Genomic DNA, 22,256 nt, shown 5'->3' on the forward strand with positions numbered 1-22,256 from the left:
TCAGAGGCACTCGCGCACAGCGGTGACGACCTCGGCGAACGAGTCGACGAGCCAGGTGGGGCCGGCGCTGAGCAACTGGTCGACGCCGTGCACGCCGTAGGTCACGCCGATCGACGACATCCCGGCCGCGCGCGCCATCAGCACGTCGCACGTCGTGTCGCCGACGACGACCGCTCGCTCGGGTGCCACGCCGAGCCTGTTCAGCACCAGCAACCCCGACGCGGGGTCCGGCTTGGGCATCGGCACCTGGTCCGCACCGACGACAGCGGAGAACTCGTCGCGGAGGCCGGCCGCGACGAGCAGCTCCTCGGCGTTCGCGCTGAACTTGTTCGTCGCGACGGCGAGCAGGAAACCGTTCTCCCGCAACGACGCCAGCCCGTCGAACACACCGCGGAACACCAGGTTCGGTGCCATCGGCAGCATGATCCTGCGGGACATCGACCGGTAGTGCGCGACGCACTCGGCGACGCGGGGCTCGTCCTCGGCGACACCGAGCAGCTTCGCGAACGCGGCCGGCAGCGGCAGCCCGATCGTGCCGCGGATCGAGGCGGAGTCCACTGTGGGCAGGCCGAGCCGGCTGAACACCGCGGCGAACGTCGTGACGATCCCGCGCGGGGTGTCGACGAGCGTGCCGTCCAGATCGAAGATCACGCAGCGGTTCACGGGCGCACTCCTCCGCCGGGTGGTGGAGACGCTACGTCCGTCAGCTCGAACCCGGCTGGAGCGCCTTGCACCCGATGACCTGCGGTACGGAATCCCCGCACTGGACCAACGGGGGATTCACACGCGTCGTACGACCGTGGTTTGCGCTGCGCTGCTTTCGTTGCCGGCACCGGCGGTGCCGGCGCAGGCGAGCTCGGGCGAGTTCCTGTTGTGGCAGAACGGCACGCCGATCGCCGTGAACGCGCCGGTCTCGACCCAGCACTACCTCCTTGGTGCGAACGGCAGTGGCGAGCTCATCGGCTACGACTTCGCGACGCGCACGCCGCTCGTGTACCGGGACGGCACCTTGCAGACGCTGCCCGTGCCCGACGGAACCTCGGCGTCGCCCGACGGCACCAACGAGTCGGGCGACATCGTCGGCACCGCCTTCTCCTCGACCGCGTGGCCGCGCAGCCAGCCGGGCACCTTCAAGATCGTGGCCGACGACGTGGCGCTGGGCATCGACGACGCCGGGCGCGTGGTGAACCCGGACGGGACCCGCGCCGACCCTCGAAAGCTCGCCGAACCTCATCATCCGCCCGGCCCAGGGCAGCCAGGCGCTCGGCGAGAAGTTCGGCGACCACACCGGTATGTGGCGGTGGGACCTCGTCACCGGCGCGGCCGTGCAGAAGTACGTGATGAACGACCCGCGTCCCCATCGGTGTCAACGCGGCCGGCCAGCCGGCCGCGCGGCAGGACGACGACAACGACGGCAGGCTCACCGTGAAGGTCTGGCGCGGCACCGAGTTCTACGGCGAGCTGCCCATCAACGAACGCGTCCTCGCGGTGGCGGAGAGCAACGATCTCGCCGGACAGCGCAAGGCCGCCGACGGTCGCTGGGTGTCGGCGACCTGGACGTGCGAGTGACTCAGCCGCGCAGGGGCCGCACCTCGCCGAGCGCCTTGACCAGCTGGTCGGGCAGCTCGATGGTGCCGTGCCCCTCGGTGGACACGGTGGCGTAGACGACGCCACCACTGCAGACGATCTCCCCGTCCCGGCGGAACGCGAAGTCGAGCGTGAAGCTCTTGCGCCCGATCCGGGACGGGCTGATCAGCACCTCGGCGATGTCACGCGACCTGACACCGGCGCGGAAGTCGAGGTCCACGTGCACGACGTGGGCGTCGAAACCCATGCCGGGCCAGTCGGAGTACGGCAGGCCACAGTGGACGAAGAAGCCGTCGACCGCCTCGTCGACGTGCCCGAGGTACCACATGTTGAACATCACGCCCTGGCCGTCGATCTCGTAGAACAGGGGCGTGAACGTGTAGCCGGACCAGACGTCGTTCATCGCATCGCCCGTCCGACCGGCGGCAGCACCGACACCATCGACGCGGCCAGCCACAGCAGCAACGCCACACCCGGCACGATGATGAACGTTCCCCCGTGGAAGGTCGTCAGCCGCACGATGGCGAAGATGTAGTAGACGACCACGAGGAACCCGAGCGCGGCGGCGATCCAGCGCGCGAACCCCAGCCGGGCGAACAGCAGCACCACGAGCAACAGGACCACGCCGCCCGCCGTGCAGGTCGCCGCGATCACCGCGTCACCGTTGCCGACGATGCCGGGCGGCAGCATGATTCCGATCAACGCCACGGCGGCTCTCGGTGTCTGTCCCACACCGTCTGCGGTGTTGAGGCCCGCGAGAACGAAGCACAGCACGGACACGAGCAGCCACAGCCCACCCGCGAGGAACGCCGGCGCGGTGCTCGGTTTCGGTGGCGGGCCCCAGCCGGGAGGCGGTCCGTATCCCGGTGGTTGCCGCGGTTGCCAGCCCTGGTTCGGATGCACGGCCCACACGATACGAGCTGACGTGCGAGTTACGGTGCCGGTTCGCCGCGAAAGGTGGAGAAACCGAAGGGGGAGAACCGATGCGGATCGACACCCCGCTCAGCGTCGGCTGATCATCCACTTCGGACAGCGGTGAGCGCGGCATAGGTGAGCCGCCGCAGCTCGTCGAGGCCGCCGTCGGCGCCCTGACGCACCCAGGCGGCGGAGGCCGCGTCGAGACACGCCAGCACGGTGGCCACGATCGCCTCGCCGACGAGGCCGGGCGGGGCGCCGCCGGTGCCGACGCGGCGCTCGACCTCCGGTGCCAGAACCTCCTGCCAGCGCAGGTGCTTCTCCAGGTGGGCGGCGCGCAACGCGGGGCTGGTGGTGACCAGCCTGCCGATCATCGCGCCGCGCTCCGGGCTCATGCGCGTGGTCAGCACGCCGAACGCGTGCCCCAGCGCTTCCCAGATCGGCTCGTCGTCGGGGCGCTCACGCAGCGCTTCGAGGATCGCCGGGCCCTGCTCGGCGAGATCGCCGAAGACGATGTCCTCCTTCGTGCCGAAGTAGCGGAAGAAGGAACGCCGCGAGATCCCGGCCGCGGCCACCACCTGGTCGACCGTCGTCTCCTCGAAGCCGTGCTCCAGGAACAGCGCGAGCGCGGCGTCCACGACCTCCTCCTGGACGCGGCGGCGCGTGCGGTCCCACAAGCGATCTGACACGTGCCCAGCCTAGTGCCACCTCGACTCCTGGCGCCTGCCTGGCATTTGATGCTAACTTGGCACTCGATGCCAAGGAGGAATCGAGTGACAATCGACTGTCGAGGCATGCGGGTGCTGATCACCGGAGCCAGTGCCGGAATCGGCGCGCAGTTCGCTCGTGAGCTCGCCCGCAGGGGTGCTGACCTGGTGCTCGTCGCTCGCCGGGCGGAACGGCTGGAGGCACTCGCCGCCGAGCTGAAGGAGGTCGAGGTGACAGTGCTGCCGTGCGATCTCACCGAACCGGGAGCCGTGGCGGGCCTGGCCGCGGAGCTTCAGGCGCGAGGGCTGAAGCTGACCGGGCTGATCAACAACGCCGGGTTCGGCACGTTCGGCCCGTTCGCCGGGGAGGACGCGGAACGGCTGCGCGCCGAGATCGCGCTCGACGTCTCGGCCGTGGTGGAGCTGTCCAGGACGTTCGTCGACGAGCTCGCGGCATCCGGCCGCGGCTTGCTGGTCAACATCGCGAGCATGGCCGCGTACGCGCCGGTGCCGAGGATGGCGGTGTACGGCGCGGCCAAGGCGTTCGTGCTCAGCTTCACCGAGGCGTTGTGGCAGGAACACCGCCGCAGTGGTCTGCGGGTGCTCGCGCTCTCGCCAGGAGCGACCAGGACCGAGTTCTTCGACGTCGCCGGCCCCGAGGCCGCGGCGGGCGCGCGGATGCACTCGCCGGAACTGGTGGTGGAGACGGCGTTGCGGACGCTGGGCCGGCGCAACCCGCCGCCGAGTGTCGCCGTCGGCCGGCTCAACCGGCTGCTGCTGACGTTGTCCAGGCTGCTCAACAGGCGGCTCGCGGTCATGGCGATGGGCGCGCTGAACGGCGCCCGCTGAGCGAGACGGTCAGGCCGGGTTCTTGCGGTCGGTGTGGCCCAGCGACCGCTCCGGCGCCACCCGGTCGCGCACCAGCTGCTTGAGCACGGCGAGGTCCGGGAAGCCCTCCTGCTCCTTGCGCGACCACACGGTCTCGCCGTCCAGCCGCACGTCGAACACGCCACCGGTGCCGGGGATCAGCGCGACCTCGCCCAGTTCGGTCGTGAACGTGGTCAGCAGCTCCTGCGCGGTCCAGCCGGCGCGCAGCAGCCAGCGGCACTGGGTGCAGTACTCGATCTCCAGGCGCGGTGTCCTCATGCCTGAGTCTTAACAGAGGTGCCGGCGCGGGTCGCGTCCGTACCCCAGTTCGCGAGCAGCTGCAGCGCCTCGGCGGACGCGGTGCCGGGTTCGGCGTGGTAGGTGGTGAAGAACAGGTCGGGCTCGCTCGGCATCTTCAGCGTCTCGTACGACAGCGTCATCTCGCCCACGAGCGGGTGCCTGAGCACCTTGGTGCCGAAGCTCTTCTCCTTGACGTCGTGCTTGGCCCAGAGCTGCCGGAACAGCTCGCTCTTCACCGACAGCTCGCCGACCAGCGCGGCCAGCTCGGGGTCGTCCGGGTAGCAGCCCGCGTCCATGCGCAGGAAGCCGACGACGTCGGCAGCCTTGCTCCGCCAGTCGACGAAGAGGTCCTGATAGGACGGTCGCAGGAAGATCAGCCGCGCCCAGTTGCGGTCGCGTGGCGCGAGCTCGCCCCAGTCACCGAACAACGCCGCCGCCATCGGGTTCCACGCGTGGATGTCCGAGCGCCGCCCGCCGATGTACGCGGGGACGCCGACGCCGTCCAGGAGATGCCTGAGCGCGGGCCGCACCTGCGTTCGCACGGTCTTCTTCTTGCCGTGCTTGCAGTTCGCCAGGTTCCGCAGGTGCGCGTGCTCGGCGTCGTTCAGCCGCAACGCACGGGCGATCGAGTCCAGCACCTCTGCCGAGACGTTGCGTCCGTTGCCCTGCTCCAGCCGCGTGTAGTACGCCACCGAGACACCCGCGAGCTGCGCCAGCTCCTCGCGGCGCAGGCCCGGCACGCGGCGGGTCCTGCCGTACCGGGGCAGCCCGACGTCGTCGGGGGACAGCCGCGCCCGGCGGCTGCGCAGGAACTCGCTCAGCTCGGTGCGCGGATCGACGGTCATGTTCCCGAGTATCCCCGGACCGGGAACGCCGTGCCTGCTACTGCCAGTGGTAGGCACGCCAGTCGTACGAAAACCAGGTGTCTGGGTGGGTCCCTCGAACCGGAGCAGTGTCGTCAAGCGACACGACGAACGAGGAGAACCTGATGAGCACCGTCGCTGCCTACGCCGCTCCCGCACCCAAGGCACCGCTGGAGCGCACCACCATCGAACGTCGCGCGGTCGGCGCGCACGACGTTCTGATCGACATCGAGTTCGCGGGCATCTGCCACTCCGACATCCACCAGGTCAACGAGGGCTGGGGCCAGGGGATCTTCCCGATGGTGCCCGGCCACGAGATCGCCGGTGTGGTCGCCGAGGTCGGCTCCGAGGTGACCCGCTACGCCGTCGGCGACCGGGTCGGTGTCGGCTGCATGGTCGACTCCTGCCGGGAGTGCGACAACTGCCTGCGCGGCCTGGAGCAGTACTGCACGAGCGGCAGCACCATGACCTACAACGGCATCGACCGTCACGGCGACGTCACCTACGGCGGCTACTCGAAGCAGATCGTGGTCGACGAGAACTACGCGGTGCGGATCCCGGACTCCCTGCCGCTGGACGTGGCCGCGCCGCTGTTGTGCGCGGGCATCACCGTCTACTCGCCGCTCAAGCACTGGGGCGTCGCACCGGGCAAGAAGGTCGCCGTCGTCGGCCTCGGCGGTCTCGGCCACATGGGCGTCAAGATCGCCGCCGCGCTCGGCGCCGAGGTGACCGTGCTGTCGCAGTCGCTGCGCAAGAAGGACGACGGGCTCAAGCTCGGCGCCCACGACTACCGCGCCACCAGCGACCCCGCCACGTTCACCGACCTGGCGGGGAAGTTCGACGTGATCCTGTCCACGGTGTCCGCGCCGCTCGACTTCGGCGCCTACCTCGGTCTGCTGAAGACCGACGGCGCGATCGTGAACGTCGGCGCGCCGGAGGAGCCGATCTCGCTGAACCTGTTCGGGCTGCTCGGCGGCCGCAAGACGCTCGCCGGGTCGATGATCGGCGGCATCGCGGAGACCCAGGAGATGCTGGACTTCTGCGCCGAGCACGGCCTGGGCGCGGAGATCGAGCTGATCAACGCCGACCAGATCAACGTGGCCTACGAGCGGGTGCAGTCGAGCGACGTGCGGTACCGGTTCGTGATCGACACCGCGACGATCTGACGTCCAGGTGCCCTGTCAGCTCGGCTGGCAGGGCACCCCGGACTCGTGGGACCTGGCGGCGCCCGCGATCACCGAGTCGAGCTGCCGGAGGGTCTCCTGGAGCTCCTCGATCTGCCGCACCACCGACGACCGGTGTCCGTGCAGCGTGGCCAGGACCTCCGGCGACGCCACCCCGGTCACCACGCACGGCAGCATCTCGAGGATCGAGGCGCTGGAGATCCCGGCCGCGTAGAACTGCTGGATGAGCCGCACGCGGTCGACGGCCTCGTCGGGATAGTGCCGTTGCCCGCTCTGGCTGCGTTCGCCGGTGAGAAGGCCCTGCTCCTCGTAGTAGCGCAACGCGCGCACGCTCACGCCCGTGCGTTCCGCCAGCTCACCGATGCGCATGAGACCTCCACCACAAAAGCTACCTCTGACGTCAATGTCAGGTTTCTAGCGTAGTCCTCATGCTTCTCACCAGCTACCGACTCGGAAACCTGACTCTGCCGAACCGCCTCGTCATGGCCCCGATGACCCGCGCACGAGCCGTGGACGGCAAACCGACCGCAGCGACGGCCACCTACTACGCCCAACGCGCCACCGCGGGCCTCATCGTCACCGAAGGCGTGCACCCGAACGCGGTCGGCCAGGCCGGCCCGTTCATGCCCGGCGTCCACACCGGCGACCAGGTCGAGGCCTGGCGGGTCGTCACGGACGCCGTGCACGCCAACGGCGGGCGGATCTTCGCCCAGCTCATGCACGGCGGCCGGATCGGTCATCCCGAGGTCGCCGGGCACCACCCGGTCGGCCCGTCGGCGATCGCGGCCGCGAGTGAGGTGTTCACGCCCACCGGCATCAAGCCCGCGCCGGTGCCGCGCGAGCTGACGATCCCGGAGATCCGGGACCAGGCGCAGGCGTTCGGTGACGCTGCGCGCTGCGCGCTCGACGCCGGGTTCGACGGTGTCGAGCTGCACGGCGCGAACGGTTACCTGATCCAGCAGTTCCTGTCCTCCAACGCGAACCGGCGCGCCGACGGCTACGGCGGCTCCATCACCGGACGCATCCGGTTCGCCGTGGAGGCGGTGGAGGCGGCGGTGGACGCCATCGGTGCGGACCGCGTCGGCATCCGGCTCTCACCCGGCGGTGAGGTCCAGGACATCGTCGAGGAGGACATGCCCGCGCTGTACGACGCGTTGCTGAAGGCGTTGCCGGACATCGCTTACATCCACGTGCTGGCGACCGCGGACGACGAGGTGCTGATGGGTCTGCGCAAGGCGTGGCCGACGGCGTTCATCCTCAACCCCGGCGGCCAGATCGGCCCGCACGAGGGCACGCGCGAGCAGGGGGAACGCTGGCTCGCCAACGGTGCCGACCTGATCAGCTACGGTCGCGCGTACCTGGGCAATCCCGATCTCGTCGAACGGTTCCGGCTGGGCCTGCCGCTCGTCAGCACCGACCGCGAGACGTGGTTCCAGACCGAGGCGGGATACATCGACCATCCCAGCTATCAGCACTGAAGCGCGCGCATCAGGTGGTCGCCGAGCCGTTCGAGGGGCTCGACGAGGACATCCGGCGCGGCGCGAAAGACCGGGTCACCACGACCGTCGAGGACGTGACGGCCCGGTCGTTCCGCGAGTTCCTCAGCTGAACGTCCACCGCGTCGCGCCGCCGGGCTCCACGGTGGCCACGGCGTGGGCGGCGCGCAGCGAGACCCGGTAGACGTACCAGGGCGGCGGGCCACCGCTCGGCGCGGTGTAGGGCGCGGTGAACGCCTGACCTTCCCGTTGCGCGGGCCAGCCGGACTCGCGGTATCTCGCGGCGACACGGTCCAAAGTGGACTCGTCGGTGATCCGGCAGGCGTCGCCCTCCAGCACGAGGTCCATTCCGGTCAGCCGCACCGACACCGTGCAGGCCGGGTTCTCCGCGAGGTTGCGGGACTTGCGGGTGCCCGGCCCGCTCACGAAGTGCAGGGCGTCGGAGAACCAGACGGCGCCGATGCCCACCGAGTGCGGTCTGCCGTCCGGCCGCACGGTGTTCAGGAAGAACGGCACGTCCTTGGAGGCGGACTCGGTGGCGAGCAGCTCCTGCGCCTGGCTCCACCGCAGGGCGGCGTTGCCGTACTGGTCGAGGTTGCGGGTCTCAATCGTCGTGTTCGTCATGCACACACGTCGAACGGGGATCCGCGTTTTCGACAGCCGTCCCGCTATCGGCTCACCGCGCTGCACGGCACGACGAAGAACCAGCCCTTCGGCTCGTGCTCCAGCCTGGCTTCCGGCGCACCGGCGGCACACTCCGCACGGGCCCGCGCGAGGCTCTCGTCCCACGGAATGCCCTTCAGCACGGTGTTCGGGACCCGCAGGTGGGCGAAGATGCTGACGACCACGGCGAGCCCGATCAGGTAGCGGCTGCCGCCGACCACCGCGCGTTCCCACGTCGTCGCCGGTGTCGCGTCGAGCCCCACGAAGATCGCGGTGAACAGGAACAGGCACGGGGCGATGCTGTAGCGCTGCCCGGCCATCACGACCTCGGGCACCTGCACCTGCAGCACGTGCGTCCAGTTCAGCACCAGGCACGCGACGATGACGATCACGCTGTACGCGGCCGCGACGAGCACCAGCGTCCGCCCCGCCCGGTCGCCGAACCGCAGTCCCGCCACCATCGGCACCGCGGCGACCAGCAGCGCCACCAGGATCACCAGGTTGCCGTGCGCCGGGTAGAACTGGCTGACCCGCTCGGAACCCGTGAACGCCACCACCGGCACCCGCAGCAGGCTCGCCAGCAGCACCTGCACCGGGTCGACCTCGTCGTGCGAGTACGGCGTCCTGGTCGCGAACAGCATCGCCGCCGCCTGGACCGCGAGTCCCACGAGGAACGCGATCGGCACCTCCTTGCGCGGCAGGAAGAGCCGCACGAGCGCGATGGGCGCCAGGATGTACACCAGCGGACTGGACACGGCGGCGAGGAACACGAACAACGCGACGGGCACGCGTGGGGCATTGCGCCACAACAACGCCCAGAAGGCGCCGTAGAGCAGGAACCAGTGCAGGTTCGACATGTTGTTCAACGTCTCGGAGTTGCCAGCCGGCAGCACGATGACGAGCGCCGCCAGCGCGAACCGCAGCGGCCCCGACCGCAGGTACGCCCCGGAGGCCGCGAACGTGATCAGCGCGACCAGCGCCCGCAGCATCGCCGCGGCGATCGCGAACCCGGCGGCGGTCCACTCGATCGGCAGCAACGCGACCACTTCCGCGACCAGGCGCGGCAACGTGTGCAGGTAGCCGCCGTAGGGCTCAACCAGGTTGCCGAGCGCGGGGGAGCGGACCGCGTCGACCATGAACCTGGCGCCGTCCTCCGCCCACAGGTGGTCGAGGCGGGCCCAGCCGGGCGGAATGAGCAGCAGGAACGCCACCGACGCCACGAACGCACCCGCGAAGCCCAGCCACGCCCGCTCGTGCGGAGGATCGGCTGGCAGCGGGATCACGCTGCCGGCGAGTGCTCTCGGTCGTTCGGTCGTCGCCGTCATCGGTCCCCCATGTCCCGTTTCGAACCGGGGAAACGGTACGGGGTCAGGTCGTGAGCCGCTCCCACCGGTCCCACTGCTCCTGGGTCACGATGGTGACCTCGGAGGAGTTGAGCTTGGCCGCGTCGAGCGAGTTCATGACCATCAGCTTGTTGTCCACCAGCAGGCCCACCTGGTCGCTCGGGCTCTGCACCGCGGGAACACCCGCGGGGACCCGGACCGCGACCTTGAGCGAGTCGACGGCCTTGGGGCGCTTGGCCAGCACACCGACGGCGTACTTGGCCGCGACCGAGCCGCGTTCGAACCGGACGATCTTGCCGCCGACCACGACGTCCGCGGTGCGTTCGGGGGAGGGCATCGCGAAGCCGTTGAGCGCCCTGGCCTCGTCCTCGGTGAGGCAGCCGTTGAGCCCGATCGCGTCGATGCCGAAGTGGCTGATGTTCGTCGGCGCGCCGGACCCGTCGCTCGTGGTGGCGCGCAGGACGTCCAGTCCGACCTTCTCGCACGGATCGCTGGTGCTGACCGGCGCGTGCCCCTCCGGGGTGCGCAGGAGGCCGGGGCCTTCCTTCCACGCGCCGGAGATGACCACCGGCTCGAACGGGTGCCGGGTGAACTCTCTGTTCCAGAACGTGACGGTGGTGCCCTCGTCGGTCGAGTGGGCGATCGCGAACGCCGACGCCGCCTCGATCCACATCCAGTCCGCGCTGAACGCCTCCACCAGCGACCGGGTGCGGGGCTGGTTGGTCCGCTCCACCGGCTTGAAGCCCTGCGGGCCCAGCGCCTCGACGTCCTTGCCGAACAGCGGGTCCCTCGAGCGCAGCACGTACTGGCCGGCACCGTTCGTCGCGGCCGCGTACCCCGTGGTGTCGGTGAAGAGCAGGTAGATCCAGCCGTCGAGGTAGATCGCGGACTGCTGACCTGCGCCGTAGGTGTTCGCGCGGATGACGTCGTTCGCGGGGCCGACGATCGCCTGGCCGCCGTTGGCCCGCGCCCAGTTGGTGCCGTCCTTGCTGGTCGCGACGCCGATCGAGCTGCCGTTCGCGTGGTTGTCCCGCGACGCGCCGGTGTAATACATGTAATACGTGTCGCCGATCTTGACCAGCGACGGGTCGCACGTGTGCATCGCGTCGAAGTTGCCGCCGCTGCCGGACAGCACCGCGCGCGCCGTGCTGAACGGGCCGTCCGCGCCGGGACCCTCGGCGTAGAGGATGTCGTCGCCGTTCGGCTGGGCGCTGCCCATCTGGCTGCACCACCACGTGCGGACCCTGCCGCCGTCGAGCATCACGGCGGGCGCGTAGTTGTAGACCGCGTCCTCGATCCCGGCGACGACCGTGCCGGGGCTCTGCCGCCGGTTCTCCGCGGTGAGCCTGATGCGTTCCCTCGGCGCGGCTGGAGCGTTGCTCTCCGCTGCCTGAGGCTGTCCCACCTGAGTGCCGACCGGGTCACCGGCCGCCGCGCTGGTACAGGCCGTGACCGGGCCGAGCAGCGCGAGCGCAGCCAGCAGCGCGAAGGGTCTACGACTCAGGGGCACTCACCCATCATAGTGATCAACTCCTCCGGACGGGTGAAGTCCGCGACCGCTAAACCGGAATCAATTCACCTTTCGCGCGATGAGCAGCACGAACCCGCCGTGGAACACACCGGTGAAGTGGCTCTCACGTGTACAGCGCCCGCGCCAGGCCGTCGATCACCGCAGCGGTCAACGGCCCGAAGCTCAGCACCTGGTGGTCGTTCATGTCGACGACCCGGCGCTGTTGCCCGGCCGGCGTCTGTGCCGCACCGGGCACGGACAGCACGCCCTCGATCCCGCCGACGGACCGAAGTCCCGTCGACATCACCAGGATCACGTCCGGCGCGGCTTTGGCCAACGCCTCGGGGCCGATCGGGTTCGCCCCCTCCAGCCCGATCTCGGACGCCGCGTCCACCGCGCCGACCGCGCTGATCAGCTCGTCGGCGCCGGTGCCCTTGCCGAGGATCTGGTGCACGCCGGACCGACCGCGCAGGTAGAGGAACACGATCCGCAGCTTCGAGTCGTTCGCGAGCTTCTGCACCGCGATCTTCGTCTTCTCGATCTCGAGGTTCGTGCGGCCGGCGAGCCGCCGTCCTTCCGCCGGCACTCCGAGCGCGTCCGCGACCTGCTGGATCACCGTGCCGACGTTGTTGATGGCGCGCCGCGAATCCGTGATGACGACGGGGACGCCGGCGTTCCGGAGCTGCAGCACCACGTCCCACGGCCCGAGCGTGGTGTCGGTGATCACGACCGTCGGCCGCAGCGCGTGGATCGCCTCGGCGTCGAGCTGGTGCCCGTTCGTCGTGACGAGCGGAAGCCCTGCCGCGGCGGGAAACCCGGTCGAGGTGTCGCGCCCGGCCAGCCGGTCGCCGAGCCCCAGCCCGAACACCGTCGCACCGAGCGTGCCGTACCGGTCGAACGCGAGAATCCGGTCCACGCTCGCCACCGTGACCTCGGTGTCCTGCGCGTCGGTGACCGTCGTGGGCAGCTTCGGCGACACCTCGTCGCTGATCGGGACGATGTCGGGCTCCGCGACCGTCGCGGTGCTCGGCCCCGTCCTCTGCCTGGGGTCCGCGGGTGTCAGCTGTTCCAGTGGCGTTCTGGCGGGACCACCTGAAGGCACCTCGGGCGTGTTCGGGTTCGCCGTGCCGGTGCAGCCTGCCGCCAGCACGAGCGTGAGCCCGGCCACCCAGATCCTCACGCCTTGAACCTAGCTGGTCGGCGGGTGCTCGCGAACCGCACATCGGCGGCGGAACCAGGCGAGGAACCTCGCCGGATCCCCGCCCTGCCGGATCTCGGACACCGCGCCGGTCAGCGGGAACATCGCGGCGTGCGTGCGCGCCCGTTCGTAGAGCTCCGGCCGGATGCGGCGGACCAGCGGCCAGCCGTAGTTGGCGAACGCGGCCGCGTCGAGCGCGGGATCGCCGGCGCAGGCGAAGTCCCAGTCGATGACTCCGCTGATCCTCCCGTTGTGCCAGCGGAGGTTCACCGGGGCGAGGTCGCCGTGCACGAAACCGGTCACCACGGGCAGGTCCGCGAAGCGTTGCAGGACTTCGGAAGCCTGAGCGCGTTCGTCGGCGTCGAGCAGCGGGAACACGAGCTCGGTGATCGCCTCGGCGACCTGACGCCCGCCCGCGTGGTGCAGCGGTTCGTCCAGCAGGGCGACGAGCTCGTCGTCCAGCTCGACCGCGGCGAGTGCGTCGAGCACCTCCCGCACCGCGTCGTCGCTCGCGGTCTCCGCCGGTTCGCCGGGCAGGTAGGAGACGATGACGTGTGCCCTGCCCAGTGGCAGGTCGAGCCGTTCCTCGACAACTTCCGGAACGGCGAACGGCAGACCGAGCCGCGCGATCCGCCGGAGTGCTTCAGCGCGGCGACGCGCATCGGCCAGGACCAGTGCGGTGCGGGGAAAGCGGGCGACCCACTCGTCCCGCACCACAACGGCATCGTGGAAGGTCCCGCGCGCCGCTTCCGCTCCCCGCGTCGCGAGCAGTGCCTCGAACTCGTTCACAGGGTTGTGACGAGCCACGAGCCGAACACCGCGGCCGGTACCACGAGCAGGTAGAGAACCGCGGGCCTGCGCGGAAGCTTTTCCGGCGGACGCACCGTTTCTCCGCGTTCACGCCCGTTCGCCAGCGCCTCCGTCAACGCGGCTTGGTTGCGTCCCTTGCGCGCCGCGTAACTCTTGGAGATCTTCGACCACAGCCACGCGTTGTCGAACTCCCACACTTCCTCGCTGTCGTCGGCGAGGACGATGTGAATGCGGTTGAACTCCTCCTCGAACCCGGCGATCTCGCTCCAGCGGAACACCGCCGTCGTGAACGGCCGCACCACGGCGATCCCGCCGTCGTTCCACATCAGCCGCGGCCTCAGGCCGGAACGCCAGAGCATCTCCATCAGCGGCAGTCCGATCACCAGGATCACCGCCCACGGCGGAACCCAGGCGGGCAACCGCAGCACGTCCGAGGCCGGGACGACCGACGAGCCCGCCGCCAGCACGACCGCGGCGAAGTAGTTGATGAGCGCACTGCGCCGAATCTCGTGCAACGTTCTCCCACATCCCGAAAAAGAGGGGCCGGCGGACGCGCCGCCGGCCCACCCTGCTCAAACCCTTTGTACCAGCGGTATTACCGGTAGCGGGCCTTGAACTGCTGCTGCCTGTTGTACTTTCCGCGTTGCTTCAACGCCCACATCAGTCCTGGCTTGAACTGGGCACGGGCGTTCTTGTACGACTTGAGGAAGCCGCCCTTGTGGCTGCGCGCCACGGGCCACTTCTTCTGGGCGTACTTGGCGATCGCGAACCCGCGCAGGCCGGTGATCGCACCCGAGATACCTCCTCGGACGACGTGACCCCAGACGTTCTCACTGCGGCGGTTGACGTACCAGTTCGCCGCACCGAGACCCGCGCCGACCGCGAAGCCGACGCCGACCGCACAACCGATACCCGCAGTGCCGACGCAGACCAGTCCGACCGCGAAACCGGTGAGGGCTCCGCGCACGTACTTGTTGTCGAGCGCCTTCTTCGCGAAGTTCTTCGTCGCGTTCCACGCCTTGCCCCAGTCCGGCCAGCGGCCGTCCAGGTCGGTGTCGTTGATCGGGTCGCCGTTGACGTAGTCGTAGTCGTTGGCGGACCCGCCGTCCACCGGGTCGACGGACAGGAACCTGCCGAGCAGCGGGCTGTACGGACGAGCGCCCATCTGCACGATCGACAACGCACCGGCGTGCTCGTACGGGCGCTGGTGCTGCCCGAGCCAGCCGTTGTCCATCTGACCGGGCTGGTTGTCCGGGACGTTGTCCGTGTCCACCGTGCCGTCGGCCTTCAACGGCTCACCGAACGGCGTGTAGCGCCGCAGGTCGCCGACCTGGTTGCCCGCCGCGTCCGTGGTGAGCGTCAGGTCACCGCGCACCGTCGGGTGGTCGTGCGTGCGCACGTCGCCCTTGATGGTCAGCAGCACGCCGCCGGGCAGCGCGATCGACCGCGACAGCACCTTCTTCGACTCGTCCATCACGAAGTCGGCGGTGTCACCGGAACCGGTGTAGCCGTAGAGCAGCACCGAGTGCTGGTCGCCCTGCGACGCACCGCGGCGGACGATCCGGTCGGTGGCGTCGCGCTGGTACGCGACGTCCGCCGGGTCCGCGCCGACCGAACGCGCGCCGATGCTGCGGCCCGCGCTGTCCCACGACAGGTGGGTGGTCGACCCGCTGGACGTGAACTCCAGGGTGTTGCCCTCGTCGTCGTACTTGACGTTCATGACCGCCGAAGCGCCCACGGTGCCGAGGAGCTTGTCCGACGCGTCGTAGCAGTAGCCGGTCTCGGCGGTGCCGGACGCGGTCACGTCGGTCAGTTTGACCCGGTTGGTGTTCAGGCCCGCGTTGCCCACCGCACCCGTCGGACAACCCGCGGGCGCGCCCGACGTGAAGTCGTAGGTGTAGTGGTGGCCCTGCACCCACGCCTGGGTCAACCGGCCGGCCGCGTCGTAGACGTAGTTCGGCTGACCGGGCCGGGCGTCCACGCCACCGAGGGTCTCGTCGACGATCGTGCCCGCACGGCTGCGGGTCACCGCCGACGTCACCTCGGCACCGGAGGCCGTCCGCCACGTGAGCGACGTGTCCCGGCCCGAGGCGTCCCTGCCGACCGCCGACAGCGAGGTGCCGTTGGCGTACGACACCGAGGCGATCTCACCGGCCGCGTTGTGGGTCGTCGTGGCGAGCACCGAACCGTTGAGCGACGTGGACTTCAGGCGGCCCGCGTCGTCGTAGGTGAAGGTGCTGGTCTGCGCCGCGTCGATCGGCGGGGTGACCTTCTCGGAAACCGAACGCCCGAGCTGGTCGTACTTCGTCTCGGTGCGCACACCGTGGATGTCGGTGTGCTCGACGACACGGCCGAGCAGGTCGACCTTCGTGGTGACCGTGCCGTTGTGGTCGGTCGCCGTCGACACCAGCGGGTCACCGTTGACGGCGTGGTTCGTCGTGACGGTCCGTTCGCCCGACGAGGAGTTCGCCGGGTACTTGATCGACACGATGCGGTCGCGCTCGTCGTAGGTGGTGCACTTCCACTTGCCGGACGTGCCTTCCGCGACGACCCGGCCCGACGCGTCGTACACCTGCTCGTCGGTGCGGCCGGACGCCAGCTTGGTCTGCTTCGCGAGACCGCCCTGGTTGATCGCCTCGACCTCCGTGGTGCACGGGTTGTCCCGCGTCTCGGTGTCGCCGTAGAAGGAGTAGGCCGACTGCGCGCCGTTGGGCATGGTCTTGCCCGTCTTGCGCAGGTAGCCCGCGCCGACCGCCTCGTAACCGGTGCGGTGGGTGAAGCCGGCCGTCACGGTGCTGGTCGCGAGCCCGTAGGCCGCGTCCAGGCCGTTCTCGGTGTAGTTCGTCGTCGTGACGGAGTTGGGCACCCCGTTCGACTCTGCACCGACCGTGGAGGTGGTCAGGCCGTACTTCGGCTTCAGGTTCGCCGCGGGCACGACCTGCTGGGTGCCGCCGGGGGTGGTCCAGTGCAGCTCGACCTGCGCCAGGCTGACCAGGTCGTAGTACTCGATCCGGATCTTCTTCGTGGCGCCGGCCGACGGGCTGTTGACCGTCGCCTCACGCCACTTCGCGCCGCCGTCGGCCCAGTCGTCGATGACGCTCGCGTCGTCGATCCAGACCCGGACACCGTCGTCGGCCACGACGCGGAGCTTGTAGTTGCCCGCCTCGGGGAACACGATGTCGCCGGTCGCCCGGATGGAGAAGTTCTCCGCCGGGATGCCGGTGACCGGTGCGCTCTCGCCCCAGTTGGCCGAGAAGGCACCGTCGGCGGCCAGACCGGTCTTGTACACCTTCGGTGCGCCGACCAGGTTCTTGTTGTCGTAGAACGACACGGCGAGGCCGTTGATGCCCTCGTCGTAGTTCGTCTTCGAGTGCGGCACGGTCGCCGCGCACTCCGGCTTGGGCAGCTGACCGTTGAAGCACGACGCGGGAGCCGGGCCGTACTTGTCGGTCGGCCGGTCCTGGGCGTCGTACACCGTGGTCGACACGCGACCCGCGCCGTCCGTGGTGGTGAGCTCCTGGTCCTTCACGCTCCAGGTCGACGATGCCGTCTTGCCGGTGGCGTCCGTGCTTGACAGCAACCGGAAGGCGTCGTCGTAGACGACCTTCGTGACGAACCCGATGGCAGGGTTCAGGCCATCAGCGTCCACATAGGACGTCCGGTTGGCCGGGTCGTAGCGGTAGCCGTGCCTGGTGCGTGCCACGTCGGCCGACGTCTGCGGCTGGTACACCTGGCGGGCGACCGGCTTCGTCGCCGTGTGGTCGACGTAGTGGACGATGTAGTTGGCACGGTCGTTCTCGCGGTTCGCCGGGTCCTGCGAGACCCAGTCGGCGCCACGGCTGTCACGCAGACCGTCGAGCAGACCGTTGGACGTGAAGCTGAACTGGGTCAGCTCCTTGCCCGGGTCCTCCACGGCCACGAGGTTCCCGCGGTGGTAGTACAGCCTCGTCTGGGTGCCGTCCCAGTAGACGATGCGGCAGAGCATCTGCGACGGCGGCAGGCGTTCCGCGTCCGGCGGAGGCGTGGCGCCCGCGTAGCAGTCGTCACCCGGCCGGTTGTAGTACAGCTTGTGCGAACGGCCGGAGACCGGGTCCTTGATCTCCTTCAACCGTGAGGGAGACCCGCTGTAGATGTTCTGCAACGCGGCCGGCTTGCGGGTGTCGGTCGCGGTGGACTGCGACTCCAGCTTGCCCTCGGAGTTGAACACGTACACGTCGGTGCCGTAGGTCAGCGTGACCCGGCCCGCCGTGTCGAGCGCGATGACGCCTTCCTCGCCGTTGGGCGGGGTGTAGCCACCGGTCGACTTCTTGGTCCACGTGTGCTTCGCGCCGGTGCCGTCGGTCAGGACGATGTTCTGGTCGGTGACCTTGGCCTCGGTGAAGCTGCTGCCGCTGCCGTCGAGGTCGGCGCTCAGCGTCCAGCCCTTGGGCATTGCGGGCAGGTCCGAGGAGTGCAGCCAGTCGGCGGGGACGATCTGCGACGGCACGGTGGTGCCGTCCGACGTGCGGGTGAACAGGCGCAGGTACGCCCAGCCGGTGGCCTCGGCGAGCTCGACCTTGATCGGCACGCGCTGGCCGGCGGTCAGCTGGACCTCCGTGGCCACGCCCCAGTTGACGTCGCTGCAGCAACCCTGGTCGTACACGGAGTTGCCGTTGACCCACACCCGCAGCCGGTCGTCGTGCACACCGGCGAACTGGTACTTGCCGGTGGCGGGAGCCTGGAAGTAGCCCTCCCAGCGCGCGACGAACCAGTCCTTCTCCAGTGCCGGCGCGAACGGTGACGTGTCGCCCCAGTCGACGTTCACCTGCGGCTCGGTGCGCACCAGCACGGGCTGTTGCTGCGCGCCGATCTCACCGTTGCGGGAGAGGTCGGGGTAGTACGACGCCCGCAGACCCTTCTGCTCCTGCTGCTGCGAGTTGTACGTCATGTTCAGACCCGCGGTGCCGCCGACGGTGGTGAACGTCGGCGACTCGACCGACGTCGTCACGTTGCCGTTGGCCAGGTTCACCGAGATCGGGCCGAGCGTGTCGACGGGTGCCGGGCCGCGGTCGCCGATGCGCTGGTCGACCTTCAGGTGGAACACCGCGCTCGGAATCCTCGACGTGGCACCGCTGAACGCCTTGGCCTGCCAGGTGTAGGACACACCGTCCTGCAGGATGCCGGGCGGGACCGTCCACGAAGGACTGGCGAGGCAGCCGGAGTCCACGACGACACCGGACTTCGCGTCCGGGCCGGTGGCCACGGTGAAGCAGTACTTCACCGGCTCGCCGTCCGGGTCGCTGACCGGGTTGACCGCCAGGGTCGGCGTGGTGTTGGTGATGACGCTGTGGTCCGCCGGCCCGACGAGGGTCGGGGCGGGCGGCGCGGAACCGGTGTCCACCGTGAGCGTCGCGGTGGCGTTCTTGTACGTCCAGGTGCCGGGCGCTTCGTGGCCGACGACCATGAACGTGGCCATGTGCCGGATGTCCGCGATGTGCTGCAGGAAGCTCACCAGGCTGTCACCGGTGAGCGTGCCGACCTGGCCGAAGTTGCCGGTCGCCAGGTGCCCGCCCAGACCGTTGAAGTCCATCGCCGACGCGTGGTACAGCTGCGCGGGCCACGTCTTGTCCGGGCTCAGCGGCGAGCGCTGGTTCTGCAGGTCGAGCTTCGCGCCCACGATCCGCTTGCCGTACAACGACTCGTAGTTGAAGCGGATCGCACTGCGCCAGTACTTGTCACCGCGGTCCAGTGCGTTGCCGACCTGCACACCGCAGTTGGTGCACTCGTAGCCGTCGGACTTGTACGACTCGCCGTACGCGACACCGAAGGTGAAGGTCGGGTCGACGCTGACCGGGTAGACCCGCTTCGGGTCCTTCAGCCACGCGTCGTCGACGGCGACCGTGAGCGTCCAGTCCCTGCCGGACTTCTCGACGGTGTAGGTGCCACCGGTCTGCGCGGGCGCGACGGTGTCACCGTTGCCGGCCGAGTCCCACGTGACGATCGGTGGCATCACGATCTTCGGGGTGCCCTGGGCGTCCCGCAGCTCGACCGTGCCCTGCTCCGTCACGGCCGGGGTGAGGTTGCCCGTCTTGAGGGTGAACCGCCACTTGTTCGTGGACGGCACCTTCTTGAGCTTGATGGTCTCCTTGACCGAGCCCGGCGTGACCTCGTAGGTCAGGTCGGTGTCCGCGGCGACGTCGGTGTACTCCGCCGTCTTGTCCGTGATCTTGGCCTTGGTGCGGGACTTCTTCTCGGGCGCCAGCGAGACCTTGTGTCCGTCGAACTCGACGTTCACCAGCGCCGGGTCGTCCGCCGCTGCCGCCAGCGACGGCTTGAGCGGGTGCTGCTTCGCCTTCACCCGGCGCGTCGGCACGTCGGCCGTCAGCGTCGGGTCGATGCTCTGCCACTCGCCCTTGGCGTCCTTGACGTTCAGAGGCTCCGTGGACTGCCTGATGCTCCGGGTGCCGTCCGGGTTCGAGTACTCCTCCACGAACATGGACTTGGAAGCCACCTTGGACTTCTGCGGGTCGAAGCTCGACCCTTCCCTCTTCGCCAGCGGCGTGAAGTCCGCCTTCGGGTCCGCCGGTGCCGTGGGCGCCTGCTCGACCTCCGCACCCTTCAGAACCGGCAGCGAAGTCGGGTCCACCGCCGTCACCTTGGGCGGCGGAGCGGCGAATGCCGGCACGTTCACCAGCGAAAACGTCAATGCTGCAACAAGCGTCGCGGCGATGCCCCGTGTTCTGTGCACGCGGAACCGCCGCGTCGCTGAACGACGCGTCATGCGTGAAGCCCCCAGCCTCAGATGCGATTTTCCCCAGTAGTCGCGTACGTCCCCCGACATCCGCGCGACCAGCCAAACCGGCAAGAGCATCGCTTCTGGATCGAAAGCGGACAAGGGGTCGAACGGGCACGGTTGCTCGGTTGTCGCCAACGTCACACTGCGTGCCCGTTTGGTTGCAGAATCAACATCCCGCGGTCACGGCGAGGTTCGCCCCCCGGCATTGTGGTTCTCCGCAGTATCGCCCTGCGGTTTCCCCCGCGATTCCCGATGGAGCACCTCATGGTGCGCCCGGTTCCCCGTTCCTAGCGTTGATCCCGACCAATTCCTTCGTCATCGCAAGGGGAAACGCAATGCTGGCTGAGTGGGCCGTCGGTCTGATGGAAGAACTGGGCGGCGTGGGGGCGGCCGTCGTGGTCGGGCTCGACAACCTGTTCCCGCCGATCCCGAGCGAACTGGTGCTCCCACTGGCCGGCTTCTCCGCGAGCAAAGGCGTGTTCAGCCTGCCCGCGGCCCTGTTCTGGACCACGCTGGGCTCGGTCGCCGGTGCCGTCATCGTCTACTTCGCGGGCATGCTCCTGGGACGCGACCGCACCCGCCGCCTGGTGGCCCGCATTCCTCTGGTGAACGTGTCCGACTTCGACAAAACCGAGGCCTGGTTCACCAGGCACGGCACCAAAGCCGTTTTCTTCGGCCGAATGGTGCCGTTGTTCCGCAGTTTCATCTCGCTGCCCGCAGGCGTCGAACGCATGAACTTCCCGGTGTTCCTGGCGCTGACGACGCTGGGCAGCCTGATCTGGAACACCGTCTTCGTGAGCGCGGGCTACCTGCTCGGCGAGAACTGGCACCGCGTCGAGTCCTACGCGGGCGTCTTCCAGAAGCTCGTGCTCGCCGCCGTGGCCGTCGCCCTCGCCCTGTTCGTGGTGACGCGCCTGCGCCGGCGCTCGAAGGGGGACCCGGAGGCCACGCAGGTGCTGCCGCGGGTCAGGCGATGACGTTGCCGCGCAACACGATCCGCTTCGGCCGCAACAACACCGACGGATCCTCCACCGGATCCGCCTCGTAGGCCACGACATCGGCGAACCCGCCGTCCACCAGCCCCGGCAGGCCGAGCCACGACCGCGCGGTCCACGACCCGGCCCCGATGGCCGCCTCGACCGGCATCCCCGCCTTGATCAGCCAGGCGATCTCGCCTGCGATCTCGCCGCAGGGCTTGCTGTCCGAGCCCGCCAGCACCGTCACCCCGGCCTCGTGGGCCGCGTGAACAGTGGGAAACGCGTGCTCCCAGCCGCTCAGGATCCACTCCTTGAACCGCGGATCCTTCGACTTGTCCAGGTTCTCCCTCGTCTTGCCGATCGCGGTGAGGGTGGGCACGAACGCCATGCCCTGAGCCGCCATCCGGGGAAGGAGCGAATGATCCAGGTGCATCCCGTGCTCGAGACTGTCCGCACCCGCCAGCACGGCGTTGCGGCAGCCCTCCGCGGTCTGGCAGTGGACCGCGACGCGCCCACCGACGGCGTGCACGGCCTCGACGGTCGCCGTCAGCACGTCCAGCGGCACGGGCGGATCGTCCGGCATCCAGTCGCCGATCACCTTGCACCAGCCGGCGACCGAGTCCTCGGCGGCGGCCAGGGGCAGCTCGTCCTCGGTGACCCGCCGGCCGTAGCCCTCGAAGAACCGGCCGGGCGTCGCGAGCCACCTGCCACCGCGGGCGAGCCGCGGCAGATCAGGATCGTCAGCCCTGTCCAGCAACGGATCCGGCGACCCCGGCGACCGCACGGTCAGCACTCCGGCGGCCCGGTGCGCGAGCATGTGCCGCCGGAACAACTCGTGGTCGTAGGCATCGCCGGGCGCCTCCATCCCGGGATGCGAGTGCACGTCGACCAGTCCCGGCAGCAGCCACAGATCGTCCGAAGTGGACTCGCCGGAAGCGCGCAACCGTTCCCCGTCCACGACGAACGAGACCGGAGTGCGCGAAGGCAGAGCGATGCCCGAGATCCTCACCTCCATGAAAACGAAGGTACCCCAGGCCGGGGGACTGGCCTGGGGTACTCGT

The 22,256-nt window shown here is 69.4% G+C and carries 21 protein-coding genes; 6 read left to right on the top strand and 15 right to left on the bottom strand.

Features of this window, described 5'->3' with window-relative positions; genetic code table 11:
* Nucleotides 1-663 carry an HAD family hydrolase gene (locus tag ABFX45_RS31375; protein WP_112228626.1) on the bottom strand — a complete coding sequence of 221 codons (663 nt, stop codon included), beginning with the start codon at nt 661-663 and terminating at the stop codon, nt 1-3.
* 160 nt (nt 664-823) lie between these two features.
* Here ABFX45_RS31375 and ABFX45_RS31380 point away from each other — a divergent pair, with 160 nt between their 5' ends.
* Both ABFX45_RS31380 and ABFX45_RS31385 read left to right on the top strand, forming a co-directional pair.
* Nucleotides 824-1,429: a hypothetical protein gene (locus ABFX45_RS31380; RefSeq protein WP_346133858.1), complete on the top strand. Its 606-nt coding sequence runs from the start codon at nt 824-826 to the stop codon at nt 1,427-1,429.
* Entirely contained in the window at nt 1,426-1,569 is a 144-nt protein-coding gene (locus tag ABFX45_RS31385; RefSeq protein ID WP_170155178.1) for a hypothetical protein, read from the top strand. Before ABFX45_RS31380 ends, ABFX45_RS31385 begins: the two co-directional genes overlap by 4 nt.
* Before the next feature lies 1 nt (nt 1,570).
* Here ABFX45_RS31385 and ABFX45_RS31390 read toward each other — a convergent pair whose 3' ends face one another.
* From ABFX45_RS31390 to ABFX45_RS31400, 3 genes are all read right to left on the bottom strand, one after another.
* Nucleotides 1,571-1,990 (bottom strand): acyl-CoA thioesterase, encoded by a 420-nt coding sequence (locus tag ABFX45_RS31390; RefSeq protein WP_346133861.1) that lies wholly within the window; start codon nt 1,988-1,990, stop codon nt 1,571-1,573.
* On the bottom strand, nt 1,987-2,490 hold the full coding sequence (locus tag ABFX45_RS31395) for a hypothetical protein (protein WP_146231761.1): 504 nt from the start codon (nt 2,488-2,490) through the stop codon (nt 1,987-1,989). Before ABFX45_RS31395 ends, ABFX45_RS31390 begins: the two co-directional genes overlap by 4 nt.
* A 113-nt stretch (nt 2,491-2,603) precedes the next feature.
* Entirely contained in the window at nt 2,604-3,191 is a 588-nt protein-coding gene (locus ABFX45_RS31400) for a TetR/AcrR family transcriptional regulator (RefSeq protein ID WP_109639927.1), read from the bottom strand.
* An 84-nt stretch (nt 3,192-3,275) separates the two neighbouring features.
* Between ABFX45_RS31400 and ABFX45_RS31405 the strand changes: the two genes are divergently transcribed.
* Complete coding sequence (locus ABFX45_RS31405; protein WP_346133863.1) at nt 3,276-4,058, top strand: SDR family NAD(P)-dependent oxidoreductase; 783 nt, start codon at nt 3,276-3,278, stop codon at nt 4,056-4,058.
* Nucleotides 4,059-4,067: 9 nt separating this feature from the next.
* On the opposite strand, the gene ABFX45_RS31410 is transcribed toward ABFX45_RS31405, so the two are convergent.
* Nucleotides 4,068-4,355, bottom strand: a complete 288-nt coding sequence (locus ABFX45_RS31410) for an Rdx family protein (RefSeq protein WP_109639929.1) — start codon at nt 4,353-4,355, stop codon at nt 4,068-4,070.
* The gene (locus ABFX45_RS31415) at nt 4,352-5,221 is read right to left on the bottom strand and encodes a helix-turn-helix domain-containing protein (RefSeq protein WP_109639930.1); all 870 of its coding nucleotides are present in this window, start codon (nt 5,219-5,221) and stop codon (nt 4,352-4,354) included. The genes ABFX45_RS31410 and ABFX45_RS31415 overlap by 4 nt, the downstream gene beginning before the upstream one ends.
* A 143-nt stretch (nt 5,222-5,364) precedes the next feature.
* Here ABFX45_RS31415 and ABFX45_RS31420 point away from each other — a divergent pair, with 143 nt between their 5' ends.
* Complete coding sequence (locus ABFX45_RS31420; RefSeq protein ID WP_428834208.1) at nt 5,365-6,405, top strand: NAD(P)-dependent alcohol dehydrogenase; 1,041 nt, start codon at nt 5,365-5,367, stop codon at nt 6,403-6,405.
* A 15-nt stretch (nt 6,406-6,420) separates the two neighbouring features.
* Here the strand turns inward: ABFX45_RS31420 and ABFX45_RS31425 are convergent, their stop codons facing one another.
* Nucleotides 6,421-6,792: a MerR family transcriptional regulator gene (locus ABFX45_RS31425; RefSeq protein ID WP_346133866.1), complete on the bottom strand. Its 372-nt coding sequence runs from the start codon at nt 6,790-6,792 to the stop codon at nt 6,421-6,423.
* Between the two features lie 59 nt (nt 6,793-6,851).
* Here ABFX45_RS31425 and ABFX45_RS31430 point away from each other — a divergent pair, with 59 nt between their 5' ends.
* Nucleotides 6,852-7,901 carry an alkene reductase gene (locus ABFX45_RS31430; protein ID WP_346133867.1) on the top strand — a complete coding sequence of 350 codons (1,050 nt, stop codon included), beginning with the start codon at nt 6,852-6,854 and terminating at the stop codon, nt 7,899-7,901.
* A 123-nt stretch (nt 7,902-8,024) separates the two neighbouring features.
* On the opposite strand, the gene ABFX45_RS31435 is transcribed toward ABFX45_RS31430, so the two are convergent.
* The 7 genes from ABFX45_RS31435 to ABFX45_RS31465 all read right to left on the bottom strand — a co-directional run bounded on the left by ABFX45_RS31435 (nt 8,025) and on the right by ABFX45_RS31465 (nt 20,113).
* Nucleotides 8,025-8,543 (bottom strand): pyridoxamine 5'-phosphate oxidase family protein, encoded by a 519-nt coding sequence (locus ABFX45_RS31435; RefSeq protein WP_346133869.1) that lies wholly within the window; start codon nt 8,541-8,543, stop codon nt 8,025-8,027.
* Nucleotides 8,544-8,587: 44 nt separating this feature from the next.
* Entirely contained in the window at nt 8,588-9,907 is a 1,320-nt protein-coding gene (locus ABFX45_RS31440; protein ID WP_346133871.1) for a hypothetical protein, read from the bottom strand.
* A 43-nt stretch (nt 9,908-9,950) separates the two neighbouring features.
* Nucleotides 9,951-11,435: a glycoside hydrolase family protein gene (locus tag ABFX45_RS31445; protein ID WP_346133873.1), complete on the bottom strand. Its 1,485-nt coding sequence runs from the start codon at nt 11,433-11,435 to the stop codon at nt 9,951-9,953.
* Between the two features lie 124 nt (nt 11,436-11,559).
* Nucleotides 11,560-12,615, bottom strand: coding sequence for a heme/hemin ABC transporter substrate-binding protein (locus tag ABFX45_RS31450; protein ID WP_346133875.1), 1,056 nt, complete (start codon nt 12,613-12,615; stop codon nt 11,560-11,562).
* A gap of 9 nt (nt 12,616-12,624) precedes the next feature.
* Nucleotides 12,625-13,422, bottom strand: a complete 798-nt coding sequence (locus ABFX45_RS31455; protein ID WP_346133877.1) for a phosphotransferase — start codon at nt 13,420-13,422, stop codon at nt 12,625-12,627.
* The gene (locus ABFX45_RS31460) at nt 13,419-13,958 is read right to left on the bottom strand and encodes a PH domain-containing protein (protein WP_109639937.1); all 540 of its coding nucleotides are present in this window, start codon (nt 13,956-13,958) and stop codon (nt 13,419-13,421) included. Before ABFX45_RS31460 ends, ABFX45_RS31455 begins: the two co-directional genes overlap by 4 nt.
* Before the next feature lie 80 nt (nt 13,959-14,038).
* Nucleotides 14,039-20,113 carry a PA14 domain-containing protein gene (locus ABFX45_RS31465; protein WP_346133880.1) on the bottom strand — a complete coding sequence of 2,025 codons (6,075 nt, stop codon included), beginning with the start codon at nt 20,111-20,113 and terminating at the stop codon, nt 14,039-14,041.
* A gap of 440 nt (nt 20,114-20,553) precedes the next feature.
* Between ABFX45_RS31465 and ABFX45_RS31470 the strand changes: the two genes are divergently transcribed.
* Nucleotides 20,554-21,195 carry a DedA family protein gene (locus ABFX45_RS31470; RefSeq protein ID WP_109639938.1) on the top strand — a complete coding sequence of 214 codons (642 nt, stop codon included), beginning with the start codon at nt 20,554-20,556 and terminating at the stop codon, nt 21,193-21,195.
* On the opposite strand, the gene ABFX45_RS31475 is transcribed toward ABFX45_RS31470, so the two are convergent.
* Nucleotides 21,185-22,210 (bottom strand): amidohydrolase family protein, encoded by a 1,026-nt coding sequence (locus ABFX45_RS31475; RefSeq protein ID WP_346133882.1) that lies wholly within the window; start codon nt 22,208-22,210, stop codon nt 21,185-21,187. The two genes, ABFX45_RS31470 and ABFX45_RS31475, sit on opposite strands and share 11 nt — an antisense overlap.
* Nucleotides 22,211-22,256 lie beyond the last annotated feature (46 nt).

Source organism: Lentzea roselyniae (assembly GCF_039537795.1).
Taxonomy (GTDB): Bacteria; Actinomycetota; Actinomycetes; order Mycobacteriales; family Pseudonocardiaceae; genus Lentzea; species Lentzea atacamensis.

Excerpts from the sequence above, each read along its gene's own strand:
- ABFX45_RS31390 (WP_346133861.1), bottom strand. The coding sequence starts at position 1,990 with ATGAACGACGTCTGGTCCGGCTACACGTTCACGCCCCTGTTCTACGAG.
- ABFX45_RS31410 (WP_109639929.1), bottom strand. The coding sequence starts at position 4,355 with ATGAGGACACCGCGCCTGGAGATCGAGTACTGCACCCAGTGCCGCTGG.
- ABFX45_RS31415 (WP_109639930.1), bottom strand. The coding sequence starts at position 5,221 with ATGACCGTCGATCCGCGCACCGAGCTGAGCGAGTTCCTGCGCAGCCGC.
- ABFX45_RS31420 (WP_428834208.1), top strand. The coding sequence starts at position 5,365 with ATGAGCACCGTCGCTGCCTACGCCGCTCCCGCACCCAAGGCACCGCTG.
- ABFX45_RS31425 (WP_346133866.1), bottom strand. The coding sequence starts at position 6,792 with ATGCGCATCGGTGAGCTGGCGGAACGCACGGGCGTGAGCGTGCGCGCG.
- ABFX45_RS31430 (WP_346133867.1), top strand. The coding sequence starts at position 6,852 with ATGCTTCTCACCAGCTACCGACTCGGAAACCTGACTCTGCCGAACCGC.
- ABFX45_RS31435 (WP_346133869.1), bottom strand. The coding sequence starts at position 8,543 with ATGACGAACACGACGATTGAGACCCGCAACCTCGACCAGTACGGCAAC.
- ABFX45_RS31440 (WP_346133871.1), bottom strand. The coding sequence starts at position 9,907 with ATGACGGCGACGACCGAACGACCGAGAGCACTCGCCGGCAGCGTGATC.
- ABFX45_RS31470 (WP_109639938.1), top strand. The coding sequence starts at position 20,554 with ATGCTGGCTGAGTGGGCCGTCGGTCTGATGGAAGAACTGGGCGGCGTG.
- ABFX45_RS31475 (WP_346133882.1), bottom strand. The coding sequence starts at position 22,210 with ATGGAGGTGAGGATCTCGGGCATCGCTCTGCCTTCGCGCACTCCGGTC.